General features: G+C 68.5%; 23 protein-coding genes. 7 read left to right on the top strand and 16 right to left on the bottom strand.

All coding sequences use genetic code 11. From position 1 onward, the window contains the following. Positions 1–7: 7 nt before the first annotated feature. From VFZ70_04875 to VFZ70_04855, 5 genes are all read right to left on the bottom strand, one after another. Entirely contained in the window at positions 8–940 is a 933-nt protein-coding gene (locus tag VFZ70_04875; protein HEX6255124.1) for a MoxR family ATPase, read from the bottom strand. Further along, complete coding sequence (locus tag VFZ70_04870) at positions 933–1,784, bottom strand: xanthine dehydrogenase family protein subunit M (protein ID HEX6255123.1); 852 nt, start codon at positions 1,782–1,784, stop codon at positions 933–935. The genes VFZ70_04875 and VFZ70_04870 overlap by 8 nt, the downstream gene beginning before the upstream one ends. Then, entirely contained in the window at positions 1,781–4,198 is a 2,418-nt protein-coding gene (locus tag VFZ70_04865; GenBank protein ID HEX6255122.1) for a xanthine dehydrogenase family protein molybdopterin-binding subunit, read from the bottom strand. Before VFZ70_04865 ends, VFZ70_04870 begins: the two co-directional genes overlap by 4 nt. Continuing rightward, entirely contained in the window at positions 4,195–4,674 is a 480-nt protein-coding gene (locus VFZ70_04860) for a (2Fe-2S)-binding protein (GenBank protein HEX6255121.1), read from the bottom strand. The genes VFZ70_04865 and VFZ70_04860 overlap by 4 nt, the downstream gene beginning before the upstream one ends. 319 nt (positions 4,675–4,993) lie before the next feature. Beyond that, positions 4,994–5,740: a 3-oxoacyl-ACP reductase family protein gene (locus VFZ70_04855; protein ID HEX6255120.1), complete on the bottom strand. Its 747-nt coding sequence runs from the start codon at positions 5,738–5,740 to the stop codon at positions 4,994–4,996. Positions 5,741–5,951: 211 nt separating this feature from the next. Between VFZ70_04855 and VFZ70_04850 the strand changes: the two genes are divergently transcribed. The 4 genes from VFZ70_04850 to VFZ70_04835 all read left to right on the top strand — a co-directional run bounded on the left by VFZ70_04850 (position 5,952) and on the right by VFZ70_04835 (position 9,987). Continuing rightward, positions 5,952–7,142, top strand: a complete 1,191-nt coding sequence (locus VFZ70_04850; protein ID HEX6255119.1) for an acetyl-CoA C-acyltransferase family protein — start codon at positions 5,952–5,954, stop codon at positions 7,140–7,142. Between the two features lie 112 nt (positions 7,143–7,254). After that, positions 7,255–8,967 (top strand): alpha/beta fold hydrolase, encoded by a 1,713-nt coding sequence (locus VFZ70_04845; GenBank protein HEX6255118.1) that lies wholly within the window; start codon positions 7,255–7,257, stop codon positions 8,965–8,967. A 197-nt stretch (positions 8,968–9,164) separates the two neighbouring features. Further along, positions 9,165–9,506 (top strand): hypothetical protein, encoded by a 342-nt coding sequence (locus VFZ70_04840; GenBank protein HEX6255117.1) that lies wholly within the window; start codon positions 9,165–9,167, stop codon positions 9,504–9,506. A gap of 94 nt (positions 9,507–9,600) precedes the next feature. Beyond that, positions 9,601–9,987, top strand: a complete 387-nt coding sequence (locus tag VFZ70_04835; GenBank protein HEX6255116.1) for a helix-turn-helix transcriptional regulator — start codon at positions 9,601–9,603, stop codon at positions 9,985–9,987. On the opposite strand, the gene VFZ70_04830 is transcribed toward VFZ70_04835, so the two are convergent. Further along, the gene (locus VFZ70_04830; GenBank protein ID HEX6255115.1) at positions 9,954–10,769 is read right to left on the bottom strand and encodes a hypothetical protein; all 816 of its coding nucleotides are present in this window, start codon (positions 10,767–10,769) and stop codon (positions 9,954–9,956) included. The genes VFZ70_04835 and VFZ70_04830 overlap by 34 nt on opposite strands. A 90-nt stretch (positions 10,770–10,859) precedes the next feature. Between VFZ70_04830 and VFZ70_04825 the strand changes: the two genes are divergently transcribed. Both VFZ70_04825 and VFZ70_04820 read left to right on the top strand, forming a co-directional pair. Further along, complete coding sequence (locus tag VFZ70_04825; protein HEX6255114.1) at positions 10,860–12,569, top strand: carbon starvation protein A; 1,710 nt, start codon at positions 10,860–10,862, stop codon at positions 12,567–12,569. A gap of 2 nt (positions 12,570–12,571) precedes the next feature. Continuing rightward, complete coding sequence (locus VFZ70_04820; protein HEX6255113.1) at positions 12,572–13,000, top strand: hypothetical protein; 429 nt, start codon at positions 12,572–12,574, stop codon at positions 12,998–13,000. Between the two features lie 59 nt (positions 13,001–13,059). On the opposite strand, the gene moaA is transcribed toward VFZ70_04820, so the two are convergent. The 4 genes from moaA to polA all read right to left on the bottom strand — a co-directional run bounded on the left by moaA (position 13,060) and on the right by polA (position 19,153). Beyond that, positions 13,060–14,085, bottom strand: coding sequence for a GTP 3',8-cyclase MoaA (gene moaA, locus VFZ70_04815; protein ID HEX6255112.1), 1,026 nt, complete (start codon positions 14,083–14,085; stop codon positions 13,060–13,062). Positions 14,086–14,174: 89 nt separating this feature from the next. Further along, positions 14,175–14,801 (bottom strand): dephospho-CoA kinase, encoded by a 627-nt coding sequence (gene coaE, locus VFZ70_04810; GenBank protein HEX6255111.1) that lies wholly within the window; start codon positions 14,799–14,801, stop codon positions 14,175–14,177. A gap of 19 nt (positions 14,802–14,820) precedes the next feature. Then, positions 14,821–16,260, bottom strand: coding sequence for a 30S ribosomal protein S1 (rpsA, locus tag VFZ70_04805; protein HEX6255110.1), 1,440 nt, complete (start codon positions 16,258–16,260; stop codon positions 14,821–14,823). A gap of 217 nt (positions 16,261–16,477) precedes the next feature. Beyond that, positions 16,478–19,153, bottom strand: coding sequence for a DNA polymerase I (gene polA, locus VFZ70_04800; GenBank protein ID HEX6255109.1), 2,676 nt, complete (start codon positions 19,151–19,153; stop codon positions 16,478–16,480). A gap of 317 nt (positions 19,154–19,470) precedes the next feature. Between polA and VFZ70_04795 the strand changes: the two genes are divergently transcribed. Further along, a complete protein-coding gene (locus VFZ70_04795) occupies positions 19,471–20,796 on the top strand; it encodes an ABC transporter substrate-binding protein (protein ID HEX6255108.1) in 1,326 nt (441 codons plus the stop codon). A 202-nt stretch (positions 20,797–20,998) separates the two neighbouring features. Here the strand turns inward: VFZ70_04795 and VFZ70_04790 are convergent, their stop codons facing one another. The 6 genes from VFZ70_04790 to VFZ70_04765 all read right to left on the bottom strand — a co-directional run. Continuing rightward, positions 20,999–21,904, bottom strand: a complete 906-nt coding sequence (locus tag VFZ70_04790; GenBank protein ID HEX6255107.1) for a hypothetical protein — start codon at positions 21,902–21,904, stop codon at positions 20,999–21,001. Between the two features lie 121 nt (positions 21,905–22,025). Beyond that, positions 22,026–22,871 (bottom strand): ABC transporter ATP-binding protein, encoded by an 846-nt coding sequence (locus VFZ70_04785; protein HEX6255106.1) that lies wholly within the window; start codon positions 22,869–22,871, stop codon positions 22,026–22,028. Beyond that, positions 22,868–23,791: an ABC transporter ATP-binding protein gene (locus VFZ70_04780; GenBank protein HEX6255105.1), complete on the bottom strand. Its 924-nt coding sequence runs from the start codon at positions 23,789–23,791 to the stop codon at positions 22,868–22,870. The genes VFZ70_04785 and VFZ70_04780 overlap by 4 nt, the downstream gene beginning before the upstream one ends. Continuing rightward, the gene (locus tag VFZ70_04775) at positions 23,781–24,770 is read right to left on the bottom strand and encodes a branched-chain amino acid ABC transporter permease (protein HEX6255104.1); all 990 of its coding nucleotides are present in this window, start codon (positions 24,768–24,770) and stop codon (positions 23,781–23,783) included. Before VFZ70_04775 ends, VFZ70_04780 begins: the two co-directional genes overlap by 11 nt. A gap of 37 nt (positions 24,771–24,807) precedes the next feature. Further along, positions 24,808–26,142, bottom strand: a complete 1,335-nt coding sequence (locus VFZ70_04770; protein ID HEX6255103.1) for a branched-chain amino acid ABC transporter permease — start codon at positions 26,140–26,142, stop codon at positions 24,808–24,810. A 207-nt stretch (positions 26,143–26,349) separates the two neighbouring features. Next, positions 26,350–26,808 (bottom strand): ANTAR domain-containing protein (locus tag VFZ70_04765; GenBank protein ID HEX6255102.1); only part of this gene is annotated, 459 nt, incomplete at its 5' end.

The following is a 26,808-nucleotide window of genomic DNA, read 5'->3' as shown; positions in this document are numbered from 1 at the left end:
GTGGTCCTCAGACCTCGGCCAGCGCCTGCCGCACGAGCTGTCCGATGTCGAGTCGGCGGGCGCGCTCCTGATCCTCACGGTACTTCAACGCCGCGCCCATCGTGGCCATGACGACATCGGGTTCCAGGCTGTGCACATCAAGCGCCGCCAGGGCGCCGGCCCAGTCGATGGTCTCTGCGACCCCGGGCGGCTTGAGCAGATCGGCACCCCGCAGCGCCTGCGTGACGGCCGTCACCTCACGTGCGAGGCGTTCGGACACGCGCGGCAACCGCGTTCGCACGATCGCGATCTCGCGATCGAAGTCCGGATGCTCGAGCCAGTGGTAGTAGCAGCGTCGCTTCAGCGCGTCGTGGACCTCGCGTGTGCGGTTCGACGTGATGACGACGATCGGCGGCTCGGTCGCGCGCAACGTGCCGATCTCCGGCACGGTCACCGTGAACTCCGACAGGATCTCGAGCAGGAACGCCTCGAACTCGTCGTCAGCGCGGTCGATCTCGTCGATCAGCAGCACGCACGGCGACTGTTCGAGCGCCTGCAGCAACGGCCTGGCGATCAGGAACCGGCGCGTGTAGAGCTCGGCCTCGACGGCCGCGACGTCATCGACGCCGCCCGCCTCTGCCGCGCGCAGGTGCAGCAATTGCCGCGGGAAGTCCCAGTCGTACAGCGCCTGGCTCGCGTCGATGCCCTCGTAGCACTGGAGGCGCACGAGTGGCGCGTCGAGCACGCCGGACAGCGCGTGCGCGACCGCGGTCTTGCCGACTCCGGCCTCACCCTCCAGGAACAGCGGGCGCTGGGTCCTGAGCGCGAGGAAGATGACCGTCGACAGGCCCGCATCGGCCAGGTAGTCGTGCTCGGCGAGGCGATCGCGCACCGCGCCGGGGCTGCTGAGGTCAGCAGCCCCCGCCTGGTCCCCTCCGACGTCGCCCGGGGCGTCAGCCACCCAGCGCGTTCTCCACCGCGCGGCGGGTCAGAACGCGCGCAAGGTGCTGACGGTAGTCGGCTCTGGCATTGAGGTCCTCCGGGGGCGACGTGCCCTCGGCGGCCAGGTCGCACGCGTCGGCGATCGCATCCGTCGACGCGCCGATCAGCGCCTGCTCCGTCTGCGTGGCGCGCAGCGGCACGGTGCCCATGTGGGTCAGACCGACGCGCGCCTCACCGACGCTGCCGTTGTCGCGGCGGACGAGCGCGAGGCTGCCGACGATCGCCCAGGCCTGCGCGACCCGGTTGAACTTCTGGTAGTCGTGGCCCCAGCCGTCGCCGAGCTTGGGCACGCGGACCTCGACGAGCACGTCGTCGGGGCCACACGCGGTCTGCAGGTAGTCGACGAAGAAGTCTGACGCGGCGACGTCCCGTCGACCGCCCGGACCCGCCACCACGAACGTGGCATCGAGGGCCAGGGCGAGCGCCGGCAGGTCGCCGGCGCTGTCGCCGTGCGCCAGTCCGCCACCGAAGGTGCCCCGGTGGCGCACCTGCGGGTCGCCGACCTCGCCGACCACATCTGCGATCACCGGACAGTGCTGGTGCACCAGGTCGTCGTGCATCACCTCGTCGTGCGTGGTGGCGGCCCCGATGACCAGGTGGTCACCGTCGTCGCGCACACCCCGCATCTCGTCGACGCGCCCGATATCCACCAGCACGCTCGGGAACGCCATGCGCAGGCGCAGCAGCGGGATCAGGCTGTGCCCACCCGCCAGGACCTTCGCGTCCTCACCGTGCTCGGCGAGCGCGGCGACCGCCTCGTCGACCGTGTCGACCCTCGTGTAGTCGAAGCTCGCGGGAATCACGGGTGCTGTCCTCCCTCCGCGCCCTCCGGCGCGATCTCGTCTCTGGTGGCCGCGCCCTGCTGCAGGGCGCGCCACACGCGCTCCGGACTGCACGGCATCTCGATGTGGGTGACCCCGAGGTGGCGCACGGCGTCGAGCACGGCGTTGACGACCGCGGGCGTCGACCCGATGGTGCCGGCCTCCCCGACGCCCTTGACGCCCAACGGGTTGCTGGTCGCCGGCGTCACCGTCCGGTCGGTGACGTAGTGGGGCAGATCCGGGGCACCCGGCACGTAGTAGTCGACCAGCGAGCCGGTCGTCAGGTTGCCGGCGTCGTCGTACACCGCCTCTTCGTACAGCGCCTGGGCGATGCCCTGCGCCAGGCCTCCATGGACCTGGCCGTCGACGATCTGTGGGTTGACGACGTTGCCGACGTCGTCGACCGCCACGTACTCGCGGATCCTCGGCATCCCGGTCTCGGTGTCGACCTCGACCGCGCACAGGTGCGTGCCGTGTGGGAACGACAGGTTCTCCGGATCGAATGTGAACTCCGCCGACAGTGACGGCTCATAGCCATCAGGCAGATCGTGCGCGGCGAACACGCCCAGCACGACGTCGCCGATGCCCTTGGCGGTGTCCGGTGAGCCCCGCACCCGGAACTTCCCGTCGGCGAACTCGACGTCATCGACGGACACCTCCAGCATGTGCGCGGCAGCCGTCTTGAGCTTGTCGAGCATGCGATGAGCGGCCTTGTAGACGGCGACGCCTCCAACCGCCAGTGACCGCGACCCGTAGGTGTCCAGGCCCTGTGGCGCGACCTTGGTGTCACCGTGGAGGATCTCTACATCCTCGAACGGCACCCCGAGCGTGTCGGCCACGATCTGACTGAATGTCGTCTCATGCCCCTGCCCGTGCGGCGAGACGCCAGTGACGACTTCGACCTTGCCCGACGGCAGCATCCGTATCGTGGCGCTCTCCCAACCGCCCGCCGCATTTCCGAGGCTACCGAGCACGCGGGATGGTCCTACGCCACACGCCTCGGTGTAGGTCGAGATGCCGATGCCGAGCTGGTGGCGGTCACCCGACTCCCGCCTGCGCTGCTGTTCGGCGCGGAGTCCCTCGTAGTCGAACAGCTGCATGGCCTTGTCGGTGGCGGCTTCGTAATGGCCCGAGTCGTACGTCAGTCCCGCGATCGTCTCGAACGGGAACTCCTCGTGCGTGATCCAGTTGCGCCGCCGGAACTCCATGGGGTCCATCCCGAGCTCGACCGCGACCTCGTCCATGATCCGCTCCGTGGCATAGGTGGCCTCAGGCCGGCCCGCACCGCGGTAGGCGTCGGTGGGCGTCTTGTTCGTGAACACCCCGGTGCACTCGAATGAGTAGGCATCCATCTTATAGATCGCGGGATACATCAACGCGCCAAGGATCGGGATGCTGGGTGTCAGCAGCTGCAGGTACGCACCCATGTCGGCCAGCAGCTTCACCCGCAAGCCGCGCAGTCGACCGTCCTCGTCGACCGCGGCCTCTACCTCCTGGATCTGATCGCGGCCGTGGATCGTCGTCTGGTACCCCTCGCTGCGCGTCTCGGTCCACTTGATCGGCCGCCCAAGCCTCTTGGCGAGCACCAGCGCCATGAGCTCCTCGGCGTACACGTTCAGCTTCGACCCGAAGGCGCCACCGACATCGGGGGCGACGACGCGCAGCTTCGACTCGGACACGCCGGTGGTCAACGCCAGCATCAGTCGGAGGATGTGCGGTATCTGTGTCGCCGTGTACATCGTGAACTCGCCGGCCGCAGCGATCGGCGCAACGACGACCGCGCGAGGTTCGATGGCCGTCGGGATCAGCCGCTGGTTGATGAAGCGACGCTTCACAACGGTGTGTGCACCATCGAAGGCGCCGTCCACGTCGCCGTTGCTCAAGTTGAATACGTACGTGGTATTCGTGCCCTTGTCGGCGTGCACGAGTGCCGCACCGTCCTCCAACGCGGCTTCCATGTCGACGACGGCGTCAAGGGGCTCGTAGTCGACCATGATGTGCTCGAGCGCGTCGGCCGCCGCGAAGCGGTCCCGCGCGACGACCACCGCGACGGCGTCGCCGACGTAGCGGACCTCATCAACGGCGATGGGCCAATGGTCAGGGTGAACCATCTCGTCCGTGATTGGCCAGGCGCACGGCATCGGCCCCGCCCACTCGTCGGCGAGGTCGGCGCCCGAGAAGGCTCCCAGGACGCCCGGCTGCTCGAGTGCGCTACTGACGTCGACGCTGTTGATACGCGCGTGGGCCATCGGGCTGCGCAGCACCGACATGTAGAGCATGCCGGGGAACGCGATGTTGTCGGTCCACGTCGTCTGCCCGGTGACGAGCTTGGCGTCCTCCTTGCGGACCACCGCGTCGCCGATGTTGCCGCTCTTCGGTGTGGCGGTGTCGGTCACGACGTCACCTCCTGGCGGGCCTCGGCCGCGGCGGTCTGGACCGCCTTGACGATGTTCTGGTAGCCGGTGCACCGGCAGAGGTTGCCCTCGAGGCCGTGGCGGATCTCCTCCTCCGACGGGTCGGGGTTCTGCTCGAGCAGGTCGACCGACGACATGATCATGCCGGGTGTGCAGTACCCACACTGCAGACCGTGCTCGGTGTTGAACGCCTTCTGCAGCGGATGCCACTCGCCGTTGCGCGCCAGCCCCTGGATCGTCGTGATCTCGGCGCCGTCGGCCTGCGCGGCCAGGATCGTGCAGCTCTTGGCGCTGCGCCCGTTGAACAGCACGGTGCAGGCACCACAGTTGCTCGTGTCGCAGCCGACGTTCGTTCCGGTCAGTCCGAGGCGCTCGCGCAGGTAGTACACGAGCAGGAGCCTGGGTTCGACATCGTCCTCGTAGGTCACCCCGTCGACGGTGACGCTGATTCGTGGCATGACTCCTCCTCGCCCGCCTCGCGCGGGCACATGGTCGACCGCTACTCGTGGTGGCGTTGCCGACACACCGAGTGCGTCGGCGCGTCCAGACGCGAAACTGCCCCGGGCCGCAGGGGCCACGGGGCAGCAGGTCTCAGTTCACGGGGCGCGCGGCACGTGGGAGCCGTGCAGGTCACAAACATCGACTCTCCGTTCCTCACGCCCGCAGACACACCATACGATGGTGCGCCCGCGTTGCGCGAGGGGTACCGGTCGTGAGGCTTGGGACGTGCGCCACCCGACGGTGGCGCGCCGCGCGCGGCGAGACACGCCGTGGGCCTCAGGATGACATGAACAGGCCGCCGTTGACATCGAAGACCGAGCCCGTGATGTAGCTCGACTCGGGGTCGGCCAGGAACTCGACCACGCGCGCGACCTCGTCCGGCTTGCCGAGCCGGCCGGTCGGGATCGTCTCGACGATCTGCTCCTGGATCTTGTCGGGCACGTCGCTGAACATGTCGGTCTCGATGTAGCCCGGCGCCACCGCGTTGACCGTGATGCCCTTCTTGGCGGTCTCGAGCGCCATGCTCATCGTTAGGCCGAGCAGACCGGCCTTGGCCGACGAGTAGTTGGCCTGGCCGACGTTGCCCTTCTCACCGATCACCGAGCTGATGTTGATGATGCGCCCACCACCCTGGTCGAGCATCTGGTGCAGCGCGGCGCTCGACATGTAGAAGGCGCCGTTGAGGTTGACCTGTATGACGCGGTCCCAGTCGTCGGCAGTCATCTTGCGGACCGTCTTGTCCACAGTGATGCCGGCGTTGTTGACCAGGATGTCGAGCTGACCGTGCTGGTCGATGACCTCCCGGACCACCCGCGCGCAGTCCTCGGCATCACCGATGTTGCCCTGGTGGATCGTGATCCCGGCGTCGGGGAACTTCTGCTGCAGTTCCTCGGCTGCCGACGAGTTGCGGGAATAACCCGCAGCGATCTTGAGACCCCGCCCGACGAGGCGTTCGCAGATCGCCCGTCCGATCCCACGTGACCCGCCGGTGACCAACGCCACCTGTCCTTTCATGTCTGCCATGAGCGCATCCCTTCGGTCGCCGTCGCCATGTCTCGACAGGAAATCTTCCACCCGTGTCCCGACGTTTCCCCGAAGGCCTGTGGCGGTACGCATTCTGGGAGGAACTTTGCCGCACGTGGACACCCGACAGGGCGGTCGGACGTCCGCAGGAGCCGATCGGTCGCTCAGCTCCATCGCCACCGGGGCTGCGCGTCCCCCGAGGAGGACAACAATGCAGACCGCACGCGAAGTCGTCGTCGCCAGTGGAGTCAGGACAGCCGTCGGGCGGTTCGGCGGCGCACTGAAGGACATCCCGCCGACCGACCTCGGAGCGAAGGTCGCGGCAGAGGCCATCAGCCGCAGTGGCGTCGATCCCGAAAAGGTCGGTCAGACGGTCTTCGCCAACGTCATCCACACCGACGTCCACGACATGTACCTGTCGCGCGTCGTGTCCGTCAATGCGGGACTGCCCGTGGAGACGCCCGCGCTCACCGTCAACCGGCTGTGCGGCAGCGGCCTGCAGGCGATCGTGTCGGCGGCGCAGATGGTCGCCCTGGGTGACTGCGACGCGGCACTGGCCGGCGGGGCCGAGTCGATGAGCCGCGGCGCCTACTGGGTGCCCGGGGCGCGCTGGGGCGAGCGCCTGGGCGACGGCAAGCTGATCGACGCCACCGTGGGCGCCCTGACGGACCCGTTCCAGGACTGCCACATGGGTGTCACCGCCGAGAACGTGTCCGAGCAGTGGGGTGTGACCCGCGAGGACCAGGACGCGTTCGCCGTCCAGAGCCACCAGCGCGCGGCGAAGGCCCACCAGGAGGGGTACTTCGACGACCAGATCCTGCCGATCGAGGTCCGCACCCGCAAGGAGACGGTGACGTTCACCACCGACGAGCACGTCCGCGCCGACGCGAGCATCGAGGGCATGAGCAAGCTCAAGCCGGTGTTCAAGGGCGATGGCAACGTCACCGCCGGAAACGCTGCGGGCATCAACGACGGCGCCGCGGCGGTCATCCTGATGGAGCGCGAGTTCGCTGAAGCGAACGGGCACAGCCCGATGGCGCGTCTCGTGTCCTACGGGTTCGCCGGCGTGGAGCCGAGCATCATGGGTGTCGGCCCGATCGGGGCGATCCGCCAGGCGCTCGATCGCGCAGACCTCAAGGTCGATGACATGGACACGATCGAGCTCAACGAGGCCTTCGCCGCACAGGCCATCGCGGTGATGCGCGATCTGAGCCTGCCGGAGGACCGCACCAACCCGAACGGCAGTGGCATCTCGCTGGGCCACCCGATCGGCGCGACGGGCGCGATCCTGACGGTCAAGGCACTCCACGAGCTCGAGCGCATCGACGGGCGCTACGGCCTGGTCACGATGTGCATCGGTGGCGGGCAGGGCATCGCCGCCGTCTTCGAGCGGCTGACGTAGGCACAGGACCCACGGCCCGCGGACACTGTCGTCCGCGGGCCGCTGTGTACCGAAAGCGTCTGCTAGGTATTCTGAGCACCCGAGGATGCCCGCGTGAGCAAAGGCCGAGCCAATGAGCAACAGCGTCAACGACCGCATCGAGCAGCTCGCCGACGTCCTGTCCCCCGAGGCGGGACTGATCGCCGACGCCGACGCGGTGCTGTTCGGTCGCGCGCTCGCGCGCGCCGGCGTCAGCGCCCTGGCCAACCCGATCGCCGCGTCACGGGCGACGCTGTCGCTGATGGCGAACATGGCCGCCGCCGGCCGGGCGACTGCCGAGCTGGCCGTCGGCCGCGATGTCGAGGCCCCGTTGCCGATCGACGGTGACCTACGGTTCGCGGACGCGACCTGGAGCGCGAACCCAGCGTACTTCGCGCTGCACCAGACCTATGCGGCGGGCGCCCGGTACCTGCACGACCTGCTCGACAGCGCGCGCCTCGACGACCACAGCCGCGGCAAGGCCGAGTTCGCGCTGCGCTACCTGCTGGACGCCGTCGCGCCCACGAATGGTCTGCTGACCAATCCGGGTGCGCTCAAGCGCGCGTTCGAGACCGGCGGGATCAGCGTGCTGAAGGGCATGCGGAACATGCTCGACGACGTGGTCAACAACAACGGCCGTCCGCGCCAGGTCGACACGTCGCCGTTCGAGCTCGGCGAGAACCTCGCCGCGACGCCGGGCAAGGTCGTGTTCCGCAACGAGCTGATGGAACTCATCCAGTACGAGCCGCAGACCGAACAGGTCCACGAGATCCCCATCCTGTGCAGCCCGCCCTGGATCAACAAGTACTACATCATGGATCTCGCCCCCGGGAAGAGCCTGATCGAGTGGGCGGTGCAGCACGGTCACACGGTCTTCATGATCAGCTACCGCAACCCGGACGCGGAGATGCGCGACACGTCGATGGAGGACTACCTGATCCACGGCCCGCACACGGCGATGGACGTCGTGGCCGAGATCACCGGCCAGGAGACGGTGAACATGATCGGGCTGTGCCTGGGAGGCGCGTTGACGGCCATGTTGGTCGCCTGGCTCAAGGCGTCCGGCGAGGACCGGGTCAACTCGATCACCCTGCTCAACACCCTGCTGGACTACCGCGAGCCCGGCGAGCTGGGCGTGTTCACCGACATCGGGACCATCGAGCGTCTCGAGGCGAAGATGGACAAGAAGGGCTACCTGCCGGCCAGCGAGATGCGCGGTACGTTCGACGCCCTGCGGGCCAACGACCTGATCTTCAACTACCTGGTGAACAACTGGCTCAAGGGCGAGGCCCCGCCGCCGTTCGACATCCTCACGTGGAACTCGGACTCGACCAACATGCCCGCCGAGATGCACTCGTGGTACCTGCGGTCGTGCTACGTCGGCAACGAACTCGCGGAGGACGAGATGGAGCTCGCCGGCCAGCCCCTGTCGCTCAAGGCGGTCGACTGCGACGCCTACATCGTGGCGGCACAGAACGACCACATCGCGCCGTGGCGCTCCTCGTACAAGTCCACCCAGCTGCTCGGCGGTGACGTCCGGTTCTGCCTGAGCTCGCGCGGCCACATCGCCGGCGTTGTGAACCCGCCCAGTCCCAAGGCGAAGATCTGGCTGTCGTCGGAGACGCCACCGGACCCGGATGCCTGGTGGGACCACGCGGCCGAGTCGGGCCGGTCATGGTGGGAGGACTGGGCCGAGTGGATCGGCAAGCGCGCGGGCGGGATGGTCGACGCCCGTCCCGTCGGGTCGGAGGCGCATCCGCCGATCGACGATGCCCCCGGTCAGTACGTCCGAGCGACCGCCGACTGAAGAGGCCCGGCGTCGTGGGCGTCCACGCCGCCGACACCAGGGCATGCGCACCCGCCGGCGGATGGGCATCACGCCCACCGCCGATGGGAAGGTTGTGAGGCGGTAGGGGGTTGACACGTGGCGTGTGCTTGGTATAGTTAGCGGTGCACGATAAATCAACCTCCTGTCCGCAATCTCCAACGATGGAGTGATACGCAATGACCGACACCCGTGAGATGACCCAGACCGCCCAGAACCAGACGCTCGACTTCGTCCGTCAGAGCCAGGACGCCTTCGTCGAGGCCATGCAGGTCTGGACCGACAGCGTCAACCGCCTGATGGGCACCACCCAGGAGCGCACGGCCAGCGTCAACGACCTGCCGAAGCCCGACGAGGTCCTCGACCAGGTCTTCGACTTCGCCGAGTCGCTGCTCGCCGCACAGCGCGAGTTCGCACACAACGTGATGCGCACCGCCTCCACCGCGTGGGCGCAGGGCGAGCAGATCACCGCGCAGGAGTCGCAGAAGGCCGCCAGCACCGCCAAGAAGACCAGCAAGTAGTCTTCGGCGACCTGACGCACCATCCACGACGACGCACCGCGGATTCCGCGGTGCGTCGTCGCATGTCCACACCTGTCGTAGGCTGGAAGACGCCATGATCGACGATCCCTGGGAACGGCAGCGGGCGGCCCTCGGCTCCTACATCCGCAGTCAACGCAAGCTCGCGAACCTGTCGCTGCGGCAGCTCGCCGACATCGCGAAGGTGTCGAATCCCTACCTGAGCCAGATCGAACGGGGGCTGCACGCCCCGTCGGTGCGCGTGCTGCGCTCGATCGCGGAGGCACTCGACCTGTCCGCCGAGACCCTCCTCGAGCAGGCGGGACTGCTCGAGCACGCCAACGGCGCCCCGACCGCGACGTCCGCCACCCCGCCGACCGAGCGGGCCATACGCATCGACCCCCGTCTCACCGAGTCGCAGAAGGAAGCGCTGATCTCTGTGTACCGCAGCTACGTCGCCGCGGCTGAGGGCGACGCGTCGTAGGCCGCGAGCGCGCGGCGGCACGCGCGTTCCAGGTCGCGGTGGCGCCGCAGGCTCCGCAGCAGACCCGGTAACGGCAGGTCGAGCGAACCCTCGCGCTCCTCGACGGAGAGGACGCGCCCGTCGAGGACGCCGCGCAACCGGACGGCACTGGACCGCTCCTGGTCGGGGATCGCGAAGTCGTGGCCGAACAGCAGCGCCGCCGTCGTTCCAGCCGGTGGCCACGCCGTCGCTTCGGCCAGCGGCGTGATCTCCACCTCGGTCGCGTCCCATCTGTCGACCGCGACGGGGCGGACAGACGGCGCGTCGCCCGCGGCGGTCACGAGCAGCCCGTCATGTGGACCCTGGCGGCGTGCGACCGCGGCCGCAGCGCCGCGCGGACGCAGCAACACCACCCACCTCGGGACGTACCACCAGTGCTCTCGACGCTGGATCGCGGTGTCGACCAGCAGCCGCGCCGGCGGGTGCTTGCGCACCTCCTGATCCAACGCGCCCGTCCAGGTCCACTCCCCCGTGCGGTCCGCTGTGACCTCGACAGCCACCTCCACCACGAGCGGCGACCACCCCTTCCACGCCATGCGCGAATCGGTGAAGGCCAGCGTGGCCGTACCCACGTCCGCCAGGCTCGCCACGACGGCGGACTCCGAGAAGGGCAGCGCCGCAGCGACCGCGCCGTCGATCACCAGCGGTACGAACGCGGCCGCCCGCAGGCGCCCCTCGGCGTCACGCCACGCGAGCTCGGCGCGGGCGGCCCGCTCTGCGTTCGTGATGACAACCGATGTCATGATGATCCAGCTGTGGGTGGCAGGTGTTGACAACTGTCGTTCAACAGCGTAAACGGGTCCCGAGGGTCCGTTCGGGTGAAAGGCAGTCCGTTGCCTGCTGTCGTCGTATTCGTCGCTGTCATTGCGATCTTCGCGCTGGCCTACCGGTTCTACTCCACCTACCTGGCGGAGAAGGTGTACGCGCTGGATCCTGACTTCGTGACGCCAGCACACGAGTTCGAGGATGGCGTCGACTACGTGCCGACCAACAGGCACGTCCTGTTCGGCCACCACTTCACCTCGATCGCCGGCGCCGCGCCCATCGTCGGTCCCGCGATCGCCGTGGTCTGGGGATGGCTGCCGGCGCTGTTGTGGATCGTTGCCGGGACCGTGTTCGCGGCCGGGGTGCACGACACGGGCAGCCTCGTCGTCTCCGTGCGCAACAAGGCCACGAACATCGGCACCCTCGCCCAGGACGTGATCAACCCACGCTCGCGGACGCTGTTCCTGGCGATCATCTTCTTCCTGCTGACGCTGGTCAACGCCGTGTTCGCGATCGTCATCGGGACGCTGTTCGTCGGCAATCCCGAGGCCGTCATCCCGATCACGTTGGAGATCCCGCTGGCGATCTTCATCGGCCAGTACATCCGCCGCACGAACAGCAGCGCACTGGTGCCGTCGATCGCCGGTGTCATCGTGCTGTACGCCATGATCCTGGTCGGGATGGCGTACCCCATCGACATCACGGGCATCGCTGAGGGCCTCGGGATGAGCGCGCGCACCCTGTGGATCCTGCTGCTGTTCATCTACGGGTGGATCGCCTCGCGCATCCCGGTCTGGGTGCTGCTGCAGCCACGCGACTACATCAACTCCCACCAGCTGTTCATCGCGCTCGGAGTCATCTTCCTCGGAGTGCTGATCGGCATGGACACGATCGCCGCGCCGGCGTTCAACTCGGTGGGCGGCGCCCGCAACTGGTTCCCCTTCCTGTTCGTGACCATCGCCTGCGGTGCGGTGAGCGGGTTCCACAGCCTGGTATCGAGCGGCACGACATCCAAGCAGCTCGACAAGGACACGGATGCGCGTTACATCGGGTACATGGGGTCGCTGGGCGAGGGGTCACTGGCCCTCGGAGCGGTGCTGGCCACCACCGCGGGCATCGGCATCGTTGGCCTCAACTGGGGCGAGCAGTACGCAGACTTCGGGACGGCATCGGAGACCGCGCTCGGCAACTTCGTGCAGGGCGTGGCCGGCTTCGCGAGCAACATCGGCATCCCGATTAGCTATGGCACGGTCTTCGCCGCGGTGGTCGTGATCTCGTTCGCGGCCACCACGCTCGACACCGGGATCAGGCTCCAGCGCTACATCATCCAGGAGATCGGCGAGATCGTCGACAGCCGGACACTGTCGCAGAACCTCAACCTGGCGACCACGTTGGCTGTCGTGTTCCCGCTGGGACTGGCGCTCGCGCCGGCCGGCGGCGACGGCGACACGCTCGCGTTCGGGCGGCTGTGGACCCTGTTCGGGACGACCAACCAGCTGACGGCAGGCCTGGCACTCGCGGTCATCGCCGTCTGGGTCACGCGCAACGGTCGCAACGCCATGGCGCAGATCGTGCCGCTGACGTTCCTGCTGTTCATGACGTGCTGGGCGCTGTTCATCAACCTGCGCGAGTTCGTCGCCAACCGTGACTGGCTGCTGGCACCCTTGGATCTGGCCATCTTCGTGCTCGCCGGATGGCTGATCGTCGAGGCGGTGCTGGCGATCCGGGGCGCACGCGCCGACAGGACGGCGCCGGTCGAATCGCCGGCGGAGAAGTAGCGATGACAGCCGACGGCCCGCAGCACCGCATCCTGCTGGTCCGCGAGTGGGACAGCCAGACCAGCGGATCGGGGTGCTGCGGTCGGCTCGGCGGTGAGGACTGCGACGTCGGCCATCCCGACACGTTCGCCCACAGCCGCTCGCTCATGGAGGCCATGGGCGCGGTCTACCGCGCGTTGCGCGCGGAGCTGCCCCGCAGGACGGTCGACATCACCGTCGTCGACCCCCGCAACATGGTGTGGCTCGTGCCCAGCATCCTCCGCGACGGCCGCCGGCGTGGCATGGGCCCGGGCGAGCTGTGGCGCCAGCTGACCGGCGGCGTGCGCAACGGCGCGATCGTGGTGGACGGCCGGGCCTTGTTCGCCCACGACTACGAGAACACGGACGACGCCGTTGACGCCGTGCTCCGCGAACTGGCCACGGCATCCTGATCCCCCCGGTCCGGGACGATCGTCAACTGCCCCCCGCTGACCCGTTCCTCAGATACGGGTCAGCCGCCGATGTAGGACATCTCGACCTTGTCGAGGTCGGCCGTCGCGCGCGTGCGGAGCTCGGAGTAGCGGTCGGAGCGACCACGCCACACCTCGGCCAGGCGTTCACGCAGCTCATCGTCGTCGAGCCCCGAGCGCAGCCATGCGCGGACATCGGTACCGCCGGAGGCGAACAGGCACGTGTACAGCTCACCGATCGCCGACAGGCGCGCCCGGGTGCACGTCGAGCAGAACGGCTGCGACACCGACGAGATGACTCCGACCTCACCGGCGCCGTCGCGGTAGCGCCACCGCTGCGCGACCTCCCCCGCGTAGTTCGGGTCGAGCGGTTCGACGGGGAACACCGCGTCGATCGTGCGGATGACGTCGCGGCTGGGCACGACCTCACCGAGCTGCCAGCCGTTCGTCGTTCCGACGTCCATGAACTCGATGAACCGCACGATCAGCCCGTGCTCGCGCCCGTAGCGTGCCAGTGGAACGATCTGGTCGGTGTTGACGCCACCCCTGACCACGGCGTTGACCTTGATGGGCGCGAAGCCTGCGGCCTCCGCGGCCGCGATGCCGTCAAGCACCACGTCGACCCTGGTCCTGGTGTCGCTCATCGCGCGGAACACCTCGTCGTCGAGCGCGTCCAGGCTGATGGTCAGGCGTCGCAGGCCGGCGGCCCGCAGGTCGTCCGCCAGCGGCGCGAGCAGCGACCCGTTCGTCGTCATGGCGAGGTCGTCGATCCCGTCGATGCCGTCGAGCATCGCGATCAGCTCGGTCACGTCCCGCCGGACGAGCGGCTCGCCCCCGGTCAGGCGGACCTTGCGGACGCCGAGATCGGCGAGCACCCGCACCACACGGGCGATCTCCTCGAAGCTCAACAGCTCGGCGCGGGGCAGGAACTGATGATCTGGCCCGAACAGCTCACGCGGCATGCAGTACGTGCAGCGGAAGTTGCAGCGGTCCGTGATCGACACCCGCAGGTCGCGCAATGGCCGGCGCAGCCGGTCACGCGGAGCGGCACTCGTGTTCTTCGGCACGAGCCAATCCTAGGCGTCCAACGGCCCGCGCGGTGACCTGTGATCGCGCGCCCGAGGTCGCGTTGCGCGCCACGGCGCGGGACGCGCCGCTAGCCGGACGACGTCCCCTCGACGGCGTCGGCCGCCGCCGCGCACAGCGCCTCGGCCACCTCGTCGGCCCGGGCCGCGAGCTCGTCGAGCGAGCCCTCGTTCCACAGCACGTGTGTCGCACGGGCCAGCTTCGCGTCCAGCGGCGCCTGTGCCCGGACGCGCTGGCGCGCCTCGTGCTCCGACATGCCCCGATCGCGAACCAGTCGGCTGACCTGCGTCTCCTCGCGCGTCGCCACGACGACGATCGCGTCGTACCTGCGCTCCGCATCGGTCTCGACCAGCAGCGGCACGTCGAGCACGACGCACCCGTCGAAGGCGACGAGCAGTTCGAGGCGGTCGGCGATCTCCGCCAGGATCGGCGGGTGCGTGATCTCGTTGAGGACCGACCGCTGGCGCTCGTCGGCGAACACGATGGCGCCGAGGCGGGCCCGATCGATGAACCCGTCATCGTCCAGGATCTCGTACCCGAAGTGCTCGACGATCTCGTGGTGCGCCTGCGTGCCGGGCTTGGTGACATCGCGTGCGATCTCGTCGGCGTCGATGATCTCGGCGCCGAACTTCGAGAACCGCTCCGCGACCGCGCTCTTGCCCGACGCGATGCCGCCCGTCAGACCGATGAGGAACATGACCGAACGCTCTCCGGGCTCAGCCTGTGTCCTCGTTCTCGTCCTCGTTCTCGTTCTCGTCCTCGTTCTCGTCCGATCCGCCCGTCTGCGACTGCAGGTCGGCGATCACGTCGGTCAGCGACAGCCCGCCGCTGTCCGAGTCCTCACCGCCGCCACCGCGCTGGCGCAGCGCGTCCTCGAGCGCCGCACCCATCGTGGAGGAGGGCGCGGGCGCGGAAGGCGCCGACGACGACGGAGCGCTCGGTGCCGACGGGGCCGGTGCGCTGAGCTCCGGCTCTTCGCCGTAGCCGGCCTTGACGGCCTGCTTGAGCGACAGCGAGATGCGCCGACGGATGTCGTCGATGTCGATGATGCGGACCGTGATCGTGTCGTTGACCTTGACGACCTGCTCGGGCAGCTCGACGTGGGCCTCCGCCAGCTCCGAGATGTGCACGAGGCCCTCGATGCCGTCGGCGACCTTGACGAACGACCCGAACGGCACGAGCTTCGTGACCTTGCCCTCGATGAACTCGCCCACGTAGTGCTGGCGGGCGAACTGCCGCCACGGGTCCTCCTGCGTCGCCTTGAGCGACAGGCTGACCCGCTCGCGCTCGAGGTCGACGTCGAGCACCTCGACCTCCACCTCATCGCCGACGTCGACGACTTCGCTGGGATGGTCGATGTGCTTCCACGACAGCTCCGAGACGTGGACCAGACCGTCGACGCCGCCGAGGTCGACGAACGCACCGAACTGCACGATCGAGCTGACGGTGCCCTTGCGCACCTCGCCCTTCTGCAGGGTCTCGAGGAACTCGCGGCGGAACTCGCTCTGTGTCTCCTCGAGGAACTTGCGGCGCGACAGCACGACGTTGTTGCGGTTCTTGTCGAGTTCGATCACCTTGGCTTCGAGCTCGCGGCCGACGAACGGGTGCAGATCACGTACGCGCCGCATCTCGACGAGCGACGCCGGCAGGAAGCCGCGTAGCCCGATGTCGACGATCAGCCCACCCTTGACGACCTCGATCACCGTGCCGGTGACGGTCGAATCGGCCTCGTGGATCTCCTCGATCTTGCCCCACGCGCGCTCGTACTGGGCGCGCTTCTTGGACAGGACCAGGCGCCCCTCCTTGTCCTCCTTCTGGAGGACGAGCGCCTCGATCACATCCCCGACCTGGACGACCTCGAACGGATCGACGTCGTGCTTGATCGACAGCTCCCGCGACGGGATGACGCCCTCGGACTTGTACCCGATGTCGAGGAGGACCTCCTCGGGGTCCACCTTGACGACCACGCCCTCGACGATGTCGCCGTCGTCGAACTCCTTGATGGTCGCTTCGAGCGCCCGCTCGAACTCCTCCTGTGAGCCGAATTCGGCGAGTACGATCTCCTCGCCTCGCTCGCGCTCGGTCGCCGGCGCGGCGGTCAGGGTGGTCTGCGGCGCGGCTGCGGTCGCAGTGGTGTCGTCGGGACGGTCGGTCATAGCTGGTCGTCGGTCTCCATCAGGGGGCACAGATGACGAGGGAATTCGGTGCACGGATAGCAGCATGGGGCGCCCGGCAGACACCGGTCGCCCCAGTCTCACGCAGTCCTACGGTACTGTCAACGCGACTGTTTCGCCGTGGCCGGCACCGACGCGGCCGCGCGCCGCATGCCGTCCAGCATGCGAGGACGACCGGTGGCAGGCGCCACCGGGTTCGTCAGTGCTTCTCGGCGTCGTACCACGACACCCCGGTCGCGGTGTCGACGTCCAACGACACCGCCAGATGAGCCACCGTGCTCATCCGGTCGCGCAGCAGGTCCGCCAGCGCGTCGACGTCGTCGTCGACCGCCTCGCAGACCAGCTCGTCGTGCACCTGCAGCAGCAGTTGCGCCTGCAGATCGCTGCGTGCGAGCTCGTCGGCGACAGCGATCATCGCCAGCTTGATGATGTCGGCCGCGGTCCCCTGGATGGGCGCATTCAGCGCCATGCGCTCGGCCATCTGACGCCGCTGCCGCTGGTCGCTCATCAGATCGGGCAGGTAGCGGCGCCGGTCGAACAGCGTCGCGGTGAAGCCGTCGAGACGGGCCTGGTCGACGACGCCGTGCAGGTAGCTGCGCACCTTCGGGAACCGCTCGAAGTACGCATCCATCAGCTCGCGCGCCTCGTCGGGCGGGATGCCCAACTGCTGGCCCAGACCGAACGCGCTCAGCCCGTACGCCAGTCCGTAGGTCATGCCCTTGATGCGGCTGCGCAGTGTGTTGTCGACGGCATCGATCGGCATGTCCCACACCATCGCGGCCGTCGTCGCGTGGATGTCCTCGCCGGATTCGAACGCGGCGATGAGACGTTCGTCGCCGGACAGGTGCGCCATCACGCGCAGCTCGATCTGTGAGTAGTCGGCGACGACGAGCTTGCTGTAGCCGGCCCCGGGGACGAAGGCGCGCCGGATCTCGCGGCCCGTGGCCGAGCGGATCGGGATGTTCTGCAGGTTCGGGTTCTGCGACGACAGGCGCCCCGTGACCGCGACCGTCTGGTTGAACTCGGCGTGGATGCGTCCGGTACGGGGGTGCACCAGCGGAGGCAGCGCATCGACGTAGGTGCCCTTGAGCTTGGACACCTCGCGGTATCGCAGCAGCGGCCCGATGATCGGGTGCGCGTCGATCAGCGACGTCAACGCGTTGGCATCGGTCGACCACCCGCTCTTGATGCGCTTGGTCCTGGGTAGACCGAGCTGTTCGAAGAGCACGTGCTGCAACTGCTTGGGCGAGTCGAGGTTGAACTCGTCGCCCGCGCAGCGGTAGATCTCGTCGCGCAGGGTCGCGACGCGGTCGGCGAGGGTGTCACCGATCTCGGTCAGGACATCGAGGTCGACCGCGATGCCGGTGTGCTCCAGACCGGCCAGCACCGGCACCAACGGCAGCTCGATCTCTTCGAGGAGCCGTCGCTGGTCGCGCTCCGCGAGCTCGGCCTCCAGCGGCTCGACCAGCTCGAGCAGCGCCTGCGCGCGCACGGCGTGCGTCCGCCACTCGTCGTCGACCGCCATCGCGAGCTGGCCGTCGCCGGGGTCCTCGTCGGGTGCGTCGATCTGCTTGCGCAGGTGGTCGAGCGCGAGCCGCTCGAGGTCGTAGGTGCGCTGCGCCGGCCGGATCAGATAGGCCGCGAGCGCGGTGTCCAGACGGACCCCGTCGACCGCCCACCCGCGACCGCCCGCCGCATGCAGCAGTTGCTTGGCGTCGTGGCAGCACAGTGGCCGGTCCGGGGCGGCCAGCAACCCCCGCAGCGCCTCGAGATCCCGTTCGTCGGCGTCGCTGACGGCGAGGTGGATCGGGTTGTGGCCCTCGGCGGCCAGCGCGACGGCGTCGAGCACGACGTCCGGCAGGCGGCCGCTGACACGTGGCAGCACCGCGACGAGTGCGTCGTCGTCGACCGTTCCCAGCCACGTGGCCAGCGCGCCGGCCGCGCCCTGCTCGGGCTCGAGCGCGAACGCCGTGGCCTCCGCCTCTGCCTCCGTGTCGAGCACCGGGTAGAGGCGCTCCCACAGGCTGCGGAACTCCAACGTGGCGAACAGCTTGCGCACCGTCTCGAGGTCGACGGTGCCCATGCGCAGTGCGTCGAGCGGCTCCGGCACGTCGACGGCACGGTCCAGCAGCGCGACGAGGTGCCCGTTGCGCACCGACTGCTCGTGCTCGGCGAGCGTCGCCGGCAGCTTCTTGCCGCGCACGCGGTCGAGGTTGGCGAAGACGCCGTCGAGGTCGCCGAAGTCGTTCAGCAGCTTGGCCGCCGTCTTGTCACCCACCCCTGGCACACCGGGGATGTTGTCGCTCGGGTCGCCGCGCAGGGCGGCGAGCTGCGGGTAGTGCGCCGGATCGACGCCATACTTCTCCTTGACGGCATCCACATCCATCAGCACGGTGTCGCTGATGCCGCGTCGGGTGTAGATGACCGCGACGTGCTCGTCGATCAGTTGGAACACGTCGCGGTCGCCGCTGACGATCAGCACGTCCATGCCCTCGGCCACCGCGGCGGTGGCGTACGTGGCGATCAGGTCGTCGGCCTCGATCCCTTCGACCATGACGCGCGGGATCGTCAGCGCGTCGAGCACCTCGAAGATGAGCGGGATCTGTGACCGGAAGGCGTCGGGGCTCTCCGACCGGTTGGCCTTGTAGGTGGGCAGCAGCTCCAGGCGCTGCGCGGGTCGGCCGCGATCGAACGTCACGCCGATGCGGTCCGGCGCGTGGTCGGCGAGCAGCTTGATGAGCATGCTGGTGAACCCGTAGACCGCGTTGGTCACCTGCCCGGTGGTCGTACGCAGGTCCTCCGGCAGCGCGTAGAAGGCGCGGTAGGCGAGGCTGTGGCCGTCGAGCAGCGCCAGCGTCGGGCGGGACGTGGTCATCGTGGTCATCCTCGGGGACGGATCGATCCGCAGGCACCGCATGCTAGGACGCCGGCGCGGCCCGTGATCGACGTCCGGGCGTCGGGACGTCCGGCGGCGTGGTCCGCGGCGCCGCGCACCAGCACCAGGGCCTGCGGTCCGACCATTGTCGTAGCCAGACACAACATCCGCGGTAGCGGGCATGACACGAGCGCTACATTCCTCTACGGTGAAGGTAGTAGAGTGCGTGATCGATGCGGGTCCCTCCGGTCCCCCGCGCACACAAGGCGTGCACCGCAACGTGGACGTCGACGGTTCAATCCCACTGAGGAGAACGCATGAGCAAGAAGACAGCACGGCTCCTCGCCCTGCTGACGACGCTCGCCCTGCTGCTCGCAGCGTGTGGCGGCGCGGCGGAGGAAGAAGGCGCCGCCGAGGAGTCCGAACCAGCCGAGACCAGCGAACCGGCTGCCGACGAGACCGAGTCGAGCGAAGCGGGCACCGAGGCAGCGGCGACGGGCCAGGGTGACGGCATCCTGACCATCGGGCTGGTGCTGCCCGAGACCGGCAGCCTCGCGTCGCTCGGGCCGCCCGAGTTCGCGGGCGCCGAGCTGGCCGCGCAGGAGATCAACGAGGCGGGCGGTGTGCTCGACGGTGACATCGAGGTGCTGCCGGGTGACTCGGGTGACACCACGACCGACATCGCCAACCAGACGGTCGACCAGCACCTCGCCAACGGTGCTGACGTGATCGTCGGTGCGGCCTCGAGCGCCGTGTCGTTCACGTTCATCGACAAGGTCACCGGTGCCGGGGTCGTCCACTTCTCGCCGGCGAACACGTCACCGGACTTCACGGACTACGAGGACCGTGGCCTGTACTTCCGCACGGCGCCCAGCGACGTGCTGCAGGGTCGCGTGCTCGGTGAGCTGACCATCGACGACGGCTGCGCGACCGTGGGTCTCATGGCGCTGCAGGACCCCTACGGAGAGGGCCTGCTCAACAACGCCGCGACCTCCATCAGCGAGTCCGGGGGCGAGGTCACCAACGAGATCGTGTACGACCCGAACGCGCAGAACTTCGACGCCGAGGTGCAGGAACTGGTCCAGAGCGACCCCGACTGCATCGTCGTCATCGGGTTCGCCGAGTCGGGCCGCATCTTCTCGACCCTCGTCGAGCAGGGCCTGGGTCCGGACAGCAAGGGCCTGTACTGCGTCGACGGCAATGTCGACTCGGCCGAGCTGGCGGAGGTCTCCGCGGAGATCGAGGGCACCCGCTGCACCCTGCCGGGCTCGCCCGCCGAGGGTGAGTTCCGCGATCGGCTGCTCGAGGTCGACCCGGACCTGGAGTCGTTCAGCTACGCCGGCGAGACCTATGACGCCGTGATCACGTCCGCGCTCGCCGCGGAGGCGGCCGGATCGGACGTCGGCGAGGACATCGCGACGGAGCTGCCGGGTGTCACCACCGAGGGCACCGCCTGCACGTCGTTCGAGGAGTGCAGGCAGCTGATCGACGACGGCGAGGACATCGACTACGACGGTGCGTCCGGTCCGATCGAGATGGACGAAGCGGGCGACCCGCAGACGGCGACCTTCCAGATCCGCGAGTACACCGGTGACGAGTTCACCGAGCTCGCCGAGACCAAGGAAGCGTCTGTCGGCGGCTAGCTGATCCATCGGTGCGGATCCGTCGTGGTCCGCACCGCACCACCTGCCGCGTGGGCCCGGCCGTACGGCCGGGCCCACGTTCGTCCGTGGCAGCGGTCGCGATCGCTCCTCTCGAATGCGTCGGGACGACTTACGCGGCCTCCACCCTCGCGCCAAGACCTGGTCACAGCCGGAACGGGGTCACCGCCGCCGGGGACGGCACTCAGATGTCGGTGCCACCTTCGCGGGCAGCGCACCGTTCCAGCAGTGCCGCGACCATCGTCTCGTACGCGTCGACGTCAGGTGACCGTCGGATGGGCACGTCGTCGGCACCCGGCACCGACGTCAGGAAGGTCAGCGCGATCAGGCGGCGGCTCTCGGCGATGGCGTGCCCGTCGCACCGCGTACCGATCAGCTCGACCTGCCACGTCTGTTGCGGGTACTCCTCGTCGACGGTGACGTCCGCCGCGCCGTCGCCATCACTCGGGTCTCCCGACCGGACGCTGAGCAGCAGCCCCGCGTCAAGTGCCGAGACGGTCGCCGAGGATCCACCAGGACGCAGCCTCAAGCTGACCTCGCCGATGACGGCCGCGTGGGCACCGCTACGGACCTGGCGCCAGTCGTCGCCGAGTGCGATGTCGACGTTCGCCTCGACCCGCCGGATCGCGCAGTCGAGCGTGTGCAGGTCGGAAAGCAGCGATGCGTCGTCGATCGGCACGTGCTGCCGGATCGTACCGGCAGTCGTCGACACACGGAGCGTCAGCTGTGACGTCGGGGCCGGCGTCGCGTCACACGACGGTTCCTCGAGATTGACGGGGAAGTCGACGCGCCGCCCAGGTTCCAGGTGTGACCGCTGGTCGGGCGGCACCGCGTCGTCGTACCCGGCGAGCCCCGGATCTAAGATCTCCAGGTCGATCGGCTGGTCGGACCCGTTGGTGACCTTCACCTGCACGCGACGTTGGGGACGGTCGCGCGTGTATTGCACGACGGTCGCGGACAGGCCCTCGACGGAGCTCGCCGGCTGCCCGTCGGAGCGGCGCTCCAAGGAACCTGCGGTCGAATCGGCGGCCGGAGAGCACGCCGCGAGCAGCAGGGCCACGAGGAAAAAGGCGCGGGATCGGCGGCTCATGGACCAAGTCTGCACCATGCCGGCGGACCATCGCACCCTCCGACGATCGCCCGTGGCGTCCCCCGGTCGGTCGCCGTCGTCAGGCCGGGCGCGGGCAGGCGACGGCAGACGGGAGCTTGTATCAGGCTGCGCCCAGCGTGCCGAGGTAGAGCTCGATGACCTTCGGGTCGTGGAGCAGCTCCTCGCCGGTGTTGGTGTACGCGTTGCGGCCCTGGTCGAGCACGTAGCCGCGGTCACAGATCTGCAGGCACCGCCGGGCGTTCTGTTCGACCATGATGATGGACACGCCGGTCTGGTTGATCCGCTTCGTCCGGATGAACACCTGGTCCTGGAGCACCGGGGAGAGGCCGGCCGACGGCTCGTCGAGCAGCAGCACCTGCGGGTCCATCATCAGCGCGCGTCCCATCGCGACCATCTGCCGCTCGCCACCAGACAGCGAACCGGCACGCTGGCCGCGCCGCTCCCCGAGCTTCGGGAAGAGGTCGAGCACGGCGTCGAAGCGCTCTTTGAACTTCTTGGGGGCGCGGAACAGCCCCATCTCCATGTTCTCCTCGACCGTGAGGCTCGGGAACACGTTCTCGGTTTGCGGCACGTAACCGATGCCGCGAGACACGAGCTCGTGGGCCTGCAGCGACGTGATGTCGTCGCCCCGGAACTCGACGGTGCCGTCGGCCACGGTGACCAGGCCGAAGATCGCCTTGATCAACGTCGACTTGCCGGCCCCGTTGGGCCCGACGATCCCCACCAGTTCGCCTTCGCCGAGCACGAGCGTGCAACCACGCAGGATCGGCACACCGGGGATGTAGCCGGCGACGACGTTTTCGGCAACCAGCACACCCTCCGACGGCTCCGACGGCCGCTCCCCCACCGGGATCGCGTCCACCTCCTCGCCGACGGGTGCGGCATCGAGCTGTCCGGGATCGTCCTCGGATCGCGGTGCGGACCGGCCGTCCGTGGCGTCGCTCATGCCGGTTCCTGTCGCTTCGTGGTCGCCTCCGCGTCGAGCGCTTGGTCGGCCTCGGCCAACTGCGCCTCCTCCTCCTCGAGGGACAACGGCTGCTCGTGGTGACTGCCGAGGTACGCGTCGATGACGGTCTGGTTCCTGCCGATGCTCTGGTGCGGCCCCTCGGCGATGATCGTGCCCTCGCCCATCACGACGACCCAGTCACTGATGTCGCGGACCATGTCCATGTCGTGCTCGACGAACATCACCGTCGTGCCGTCATCGAGCACCTCTCGGACGTGGCCCAGCAGCGACTGCTTGAGCGCAGGGTTGACGCCGGCCGTGGGCTCGTCCAGCAGCACCATCTCGGGGTTGCTCATCAGCGCGCGTGCCATCTCGAGCAGCTTGCGCTGCCCGCCGGACAGCTCGCCGGCGAAGTCGTTGCGCATGTGCGCCATGCTGAAGCGCTCCAGCAGCACGTCAGCGCGCTCCTCGATCTGGCGGTCCTGTTCGCGCCACACCGGCGGCAGCAGCGCACGCCAGATGCTCTCGCCCCGCTGCCCGGTGGCACCGAGCTTCATGTTCTCCATCACGGTCAGGCGCGCCAGCGCCTTGGTCAGCTGGAACGTCCGGACCATGCCGGTACGGGCGATCGCGTACGCCGGCATGCCTGACAGCGACCTGCCGTTGAAGCTCCAGTGACCGGTGTCGGGCGTGTCGAACCCGCTGACCAGGTTGAAGAACGTGGTCTTGCCGGCGCCGTTCGGACCGATCAGGGCGGTGATCACCCCGCGCTGGACCTCGAGGTGCTCGACGTCGACGGCCTTGAGCCCGCCGAACGTTCGTGACACGTTGGAGGCGGACAGGATGGGATCCGGCTTGGCCGACCCCGGCTCCGGCGCGACGCCCGCCATGGGGGTCGCGGTGACGGCATCACCGTTCAAGCGCCAACTCCCTTCGGTCGCCGAAGATGCCCTGGGGTCTGTAGATCATCAACAGCATGAGCCCCAGGCCCACCAGCATGAAGCGCACCTGACCGATCTGCGTGCCCGACATCAGCTCGTCGGGGATGTACCCCGCCGCGACCGCCTGGCGCAGCGCCGTGTTGGTCGCCGCCAGCAACGCCCAGAACATCATCGAGCCGATGATCGGTCCGACGACCGTGGCGGCACCACCCAGGATCAATGCGGTGAAGATGAAGAACGTGACCGGTGGTGAGTAGGTGTCGGGCTGCACCGACTGGGTGTTGATGGCGAGCACGATCCCGCCGAACGCGCCCAGCACGCCGCCGAGGACCAGGCTCTGCATCTTGTAGGCGAAGACGTTCTTGCCAAGGCTGCGCGCCGCGTCCTCGTCCTCGCGGATCGCACGCAGGACCCGGCCCCATGGGCTGCGCGCCAACGCCCAGACCAGCAACGTGCACAGGCCGGCCAGCGCCCAGCCCGCGACCAGCACCCACGTGGCCCGCTCGCTGAAGTTGACGACCCAGATGCCGTAGCGTCCTTCCGGGAACGGGTTGATCGCATAGAAGTCACGGGCGAACTGCGTGAGACCGAAGGACCCGCCGGTGACCTCGCGCGCCCACACCGAGCGGAAGACGAACCGCAGGATCTCGGCCGCCACGATCGTCACGATCGCCAGGTAGTCAGCGCGCAGGCGCAGCGTGGGCGCACCGAGCAGCAGTGCCAGCAGGACCGCCCAGATCATGCCGACGATGATGCCCGCCCACATCGACAACGAGAAGAACGTCACGGCGATGGCCAGGCCGTATGCGCCGACCATCAGGAAGCCGATGTGGCCGAAGTTCAGTAGTCCCGTGTACCCGAAGTGCAGGTTCAGGCCGACCGCCGCGACGGCGAAGTACACGGCGGAGTCGCCGATCGCCGCCCGCACGAAGTCCCGAAAGATCACAGCGAAGTCCATGCCGACCTTTCCGATCGCGTCCGCACCTGCACAGCGACTACCCGATCCGTTCAGCGCGACCGAGGATACCCTGCGGGCGCACCAGCAGGACCAGGATCAGCGTAAGGAACGCCCCGACGTTCTTGAGCTCCGGCGGGACGACCAACGTCGACAGCTGCACGAACAGCCCGACGATCAGGCTGCCCACCAGCGCACCGAACGCCGTGCCCAGCCCGCCGAGGATGACGCCGGCGAACATCAGCAGCAGCAGTTGGAAGCCCATCTGCCAGCTGACCTGCTCGGCGAGCCCGAACAACACGCCGCCGAGCGTCGCGAGACCGCCGCCCAGCGCCCACACGACGAGGACGACCATTTCGACGTTGATGCCCGACGACGCCGCGAGGTCGCGGTTGTCGGAGACCGCCCGCATGGCCTTGCCGATCCGGGTCCGCAACAGCAGGAGCCCGACCCCGATCAGCACGATGATCGAGATCGCCATCGACCACAGGTCCTTCGGCGCGATCTGGACCGGGCCGATCGAGACCGCGCGCTGTACGGAGTACTGCGCATAGGGCCGTGTACCGCCACCGAACTGGAACAGCATGCCGTAGCGCCACAGCAGCGACAGGCCGATCGAAACCACGAGCATCGCGATGAGCGACGTGCCACGCTCGCGCAACGGCCGCCACAGGCCGCGGTCGAGCGCTGCGCCGGTGAGAAAGCCGAAGAAGATCGCGATGATCGCCGCCGGCACCAGGTGGAGGCCGAGTGTGACATTGAACAAATAGGCGATGATCGCGCCGAAGCTGACCATTTCACCGTGCGCGAAGTTGACGAGGCCGGTCGTGCCGAAGATCAGCGACAGGCCGATCGATGTGATCCCGATGATCAGACCGAGCTTCAAGCCCTCGACCGTCAACTGGAGCGGGAGGTTGACACCCGACCCACCACCGCTGGGCTCGCCCAGCCGGAACAGCAACGTGCGCGACTGCCCGGGCGCGATGTCGAACTCCAACACGTTCGCGTCCTCCGCGTCACTCGTGAGCGCCACACCCTCCGGAAGTGACTCGACGACGAGCTCCGCCTCGTAGTCGCCGGGACCCGGGACTCCGGACTCGAACGCGCCGTCGGCGTCCGTGACGATCGTGCCGACCTCTTCGCCGTTGGAGCGGATGATGATCTCGGCTCCGTCGACCGGCACGGGATCACCGTCCTCGGGGCGCTGGAGCAGGGTCCCCCGCACCGATTCCGCCGGCTCCTCGGCGTCGCTGGCCGCCTCGGATGGCTGCTCTGACTCCTGGGCGGTCTCCGCGAGGGCAGGTACGGCGAGGAGCTGCACGAACAGCAGCGCCGCAAGCGCCACACGGCAGGGCCGGATCCAGCGGGCCCGCATGGGCGCTCCTCTCATCACAACCCCCGCATGACCCCGGGGGCCTGTACATGTTCTTGCCGGCGGAGCCGGGCACCAACCGGCCCGGTGGCTGTCGGCGTCGCCAGGAGGCGGTCGCAGCCGGTCAGGACCGGGGGTGCGACGCGCATCGTAGCGGACATCGCGGTCATTGGGATCAGTGTCATGACGGACCTCGCACCGGGATCGGTCTCACGCCTTCGAGTACCGCTCGATCACCTGACCCGCGACCACGCGCATCGTGACCCGACGTTGCATCGCCGTCTTCTGGATCCAGCGGAACGCGGCGGCCTCGGTCATGGCCTCGTGCTCCTGGAGCAGTCCCTTGGCGCGGTCGACCGCCTTGCGCGACTCGAGCCGGTCCGCGAGCGTGCCGACCTCCTCGGTGAGGCCCTGCAGATCCCTGAAGCGGCCGCTGGCGATCTCGATCGCCGGCAGCAGATCCTGCTTCTGGAACGGCTTGACCAGGTAGGCGAGCGCCCCCGCCTCACGTGCCCGCTCGACGAGCTCGCGCTGACTGAACGCCGTGAGCATGAGCACGGCCGACAGCCGCTCGGCTGTGATCTGCTGCGCGGCGTCGATGCCGTCCATCACTGGCATCTTGACGTCGAGGATGGCGAGGTCGGGTCGCAGTTCCCGCGCCTTGCGGAC

This window comes from Euzebyales bacterium, assembly GCA_036374135.1.
Classification (GTDB): Bacteria; Actinomycetota; Nitriliruptoria; order Euzebyales; family JAHELV01; genus JAHELV01.
This window is presented reverse-complemented; position numbering and strand designations above follow the sequence as displayed.

Coding starts and splice junctions, on each gene's coding strand:
- VFZ70_04860 (HEX6255121.1), bottom strand. CDS start 4,674: ATGCCACGAATCAGCGTCACCGTCGACGGGGTGACCTACGAGGACGAT.
- VFZ70_04855 (HEX6255120.1), bottom strand. CDS start 5,740: ATGGCAGACATGAAAGGACAGGTGGCGTTGGTCACCGGCGGGTCACGT.
- VFZ70_04850 (HEX6255119.1), top strand. CDS start 5,952: ATGCAGACCGCACGCGAAGTCGTCGTCGCCAGTGGAGTCAGGACAGCC.
- VFZ70_04845 (HEX6255118.1), top strand. CDS start 7,255: ATGAGCAACAGCGTCAACGACCGCATCGAGCAGCTCGCCGACGTCCTG.
- VFZ70_04840 (HEX6255117.1), top strand. CDS start 9,165: ATGACCGACACCCGTGAGATGACCCAGACCGCCCAGAACCAGACGCTC.
- VFZ70_04835 (HEX6255116.1), top strand. CDS start 9,601: ATGATCGACGATCCCTGGGAACGGCAGCGGGCGGCCCTCGGCTCCTAC.
- VFZ70_04830 (HEX6255115.1), bottom strand. CDS start 10,769: ATGACATCGGTTGTCATCACGAACGCAGAGCGGGCCGCCCGCGCCGAG.
- VFZ70_04820 (HEX6255113.1), top strand. CDS start 12,572: ATGACAGCCGACGGCCCGCAGCACCGCATCCTGCTGGTCCGCGAGTGG.
- coaE (HEX6255111.1), bottom strand. CDS start 14,801: ATGTTCCTCATCGGTCTGACGGGCGGCATCGCGTCGGGCAAGAGCGCG.
- rpsA (HEX6255110.1), bottom strand. CDS start 16,260: ATGACCGACCGTCCCGACGACACCACTGCGACCGCAGCCGCGCCGCAG.
- polA (HEX6255109.1), bottom strand. CDS start 19,153: ATGACCACGTCCCGCCCGACGCTGGCGCTGCTCGACGGCCACAGCCTC.
- VFZ70_04795 (HEX6255108.1), top strand. CDS start 19,471: ATGAGCAAGAAGACAGCACGGCTCCTCGCCCTGCTGACGACGCTCGCC.
- VFZ70_04790 (HEX6255107.1), bottom strand. CDS start 21,904: ATGAGCCGCCGATCCCGCGCCTTTTTCCTCGTGGCCCTGCTGCTCGCG.
- VFZ70_04785 (HEX6255106.1), bottom strand. CDS start 22,871: ATGAGCGACGCCACGGACGGCCGGTCCGCACCGCGATCCGAGGACGAT.
- VFZ70_04775 (HEX6255104.1), bottom strand. CDS start 24,770: ATGGACTTCGCTGTGATCTTTCGGGACTTCGTGCGGGCGGCGATCGGC.
- VFZ70_04770 (HEX6255103.1), bottom strand. CDS start 26,142: ATGCGGGCCCGCTGGATCCGGCCCTGCCGTGTGGCGCTTGCGGCGCTG.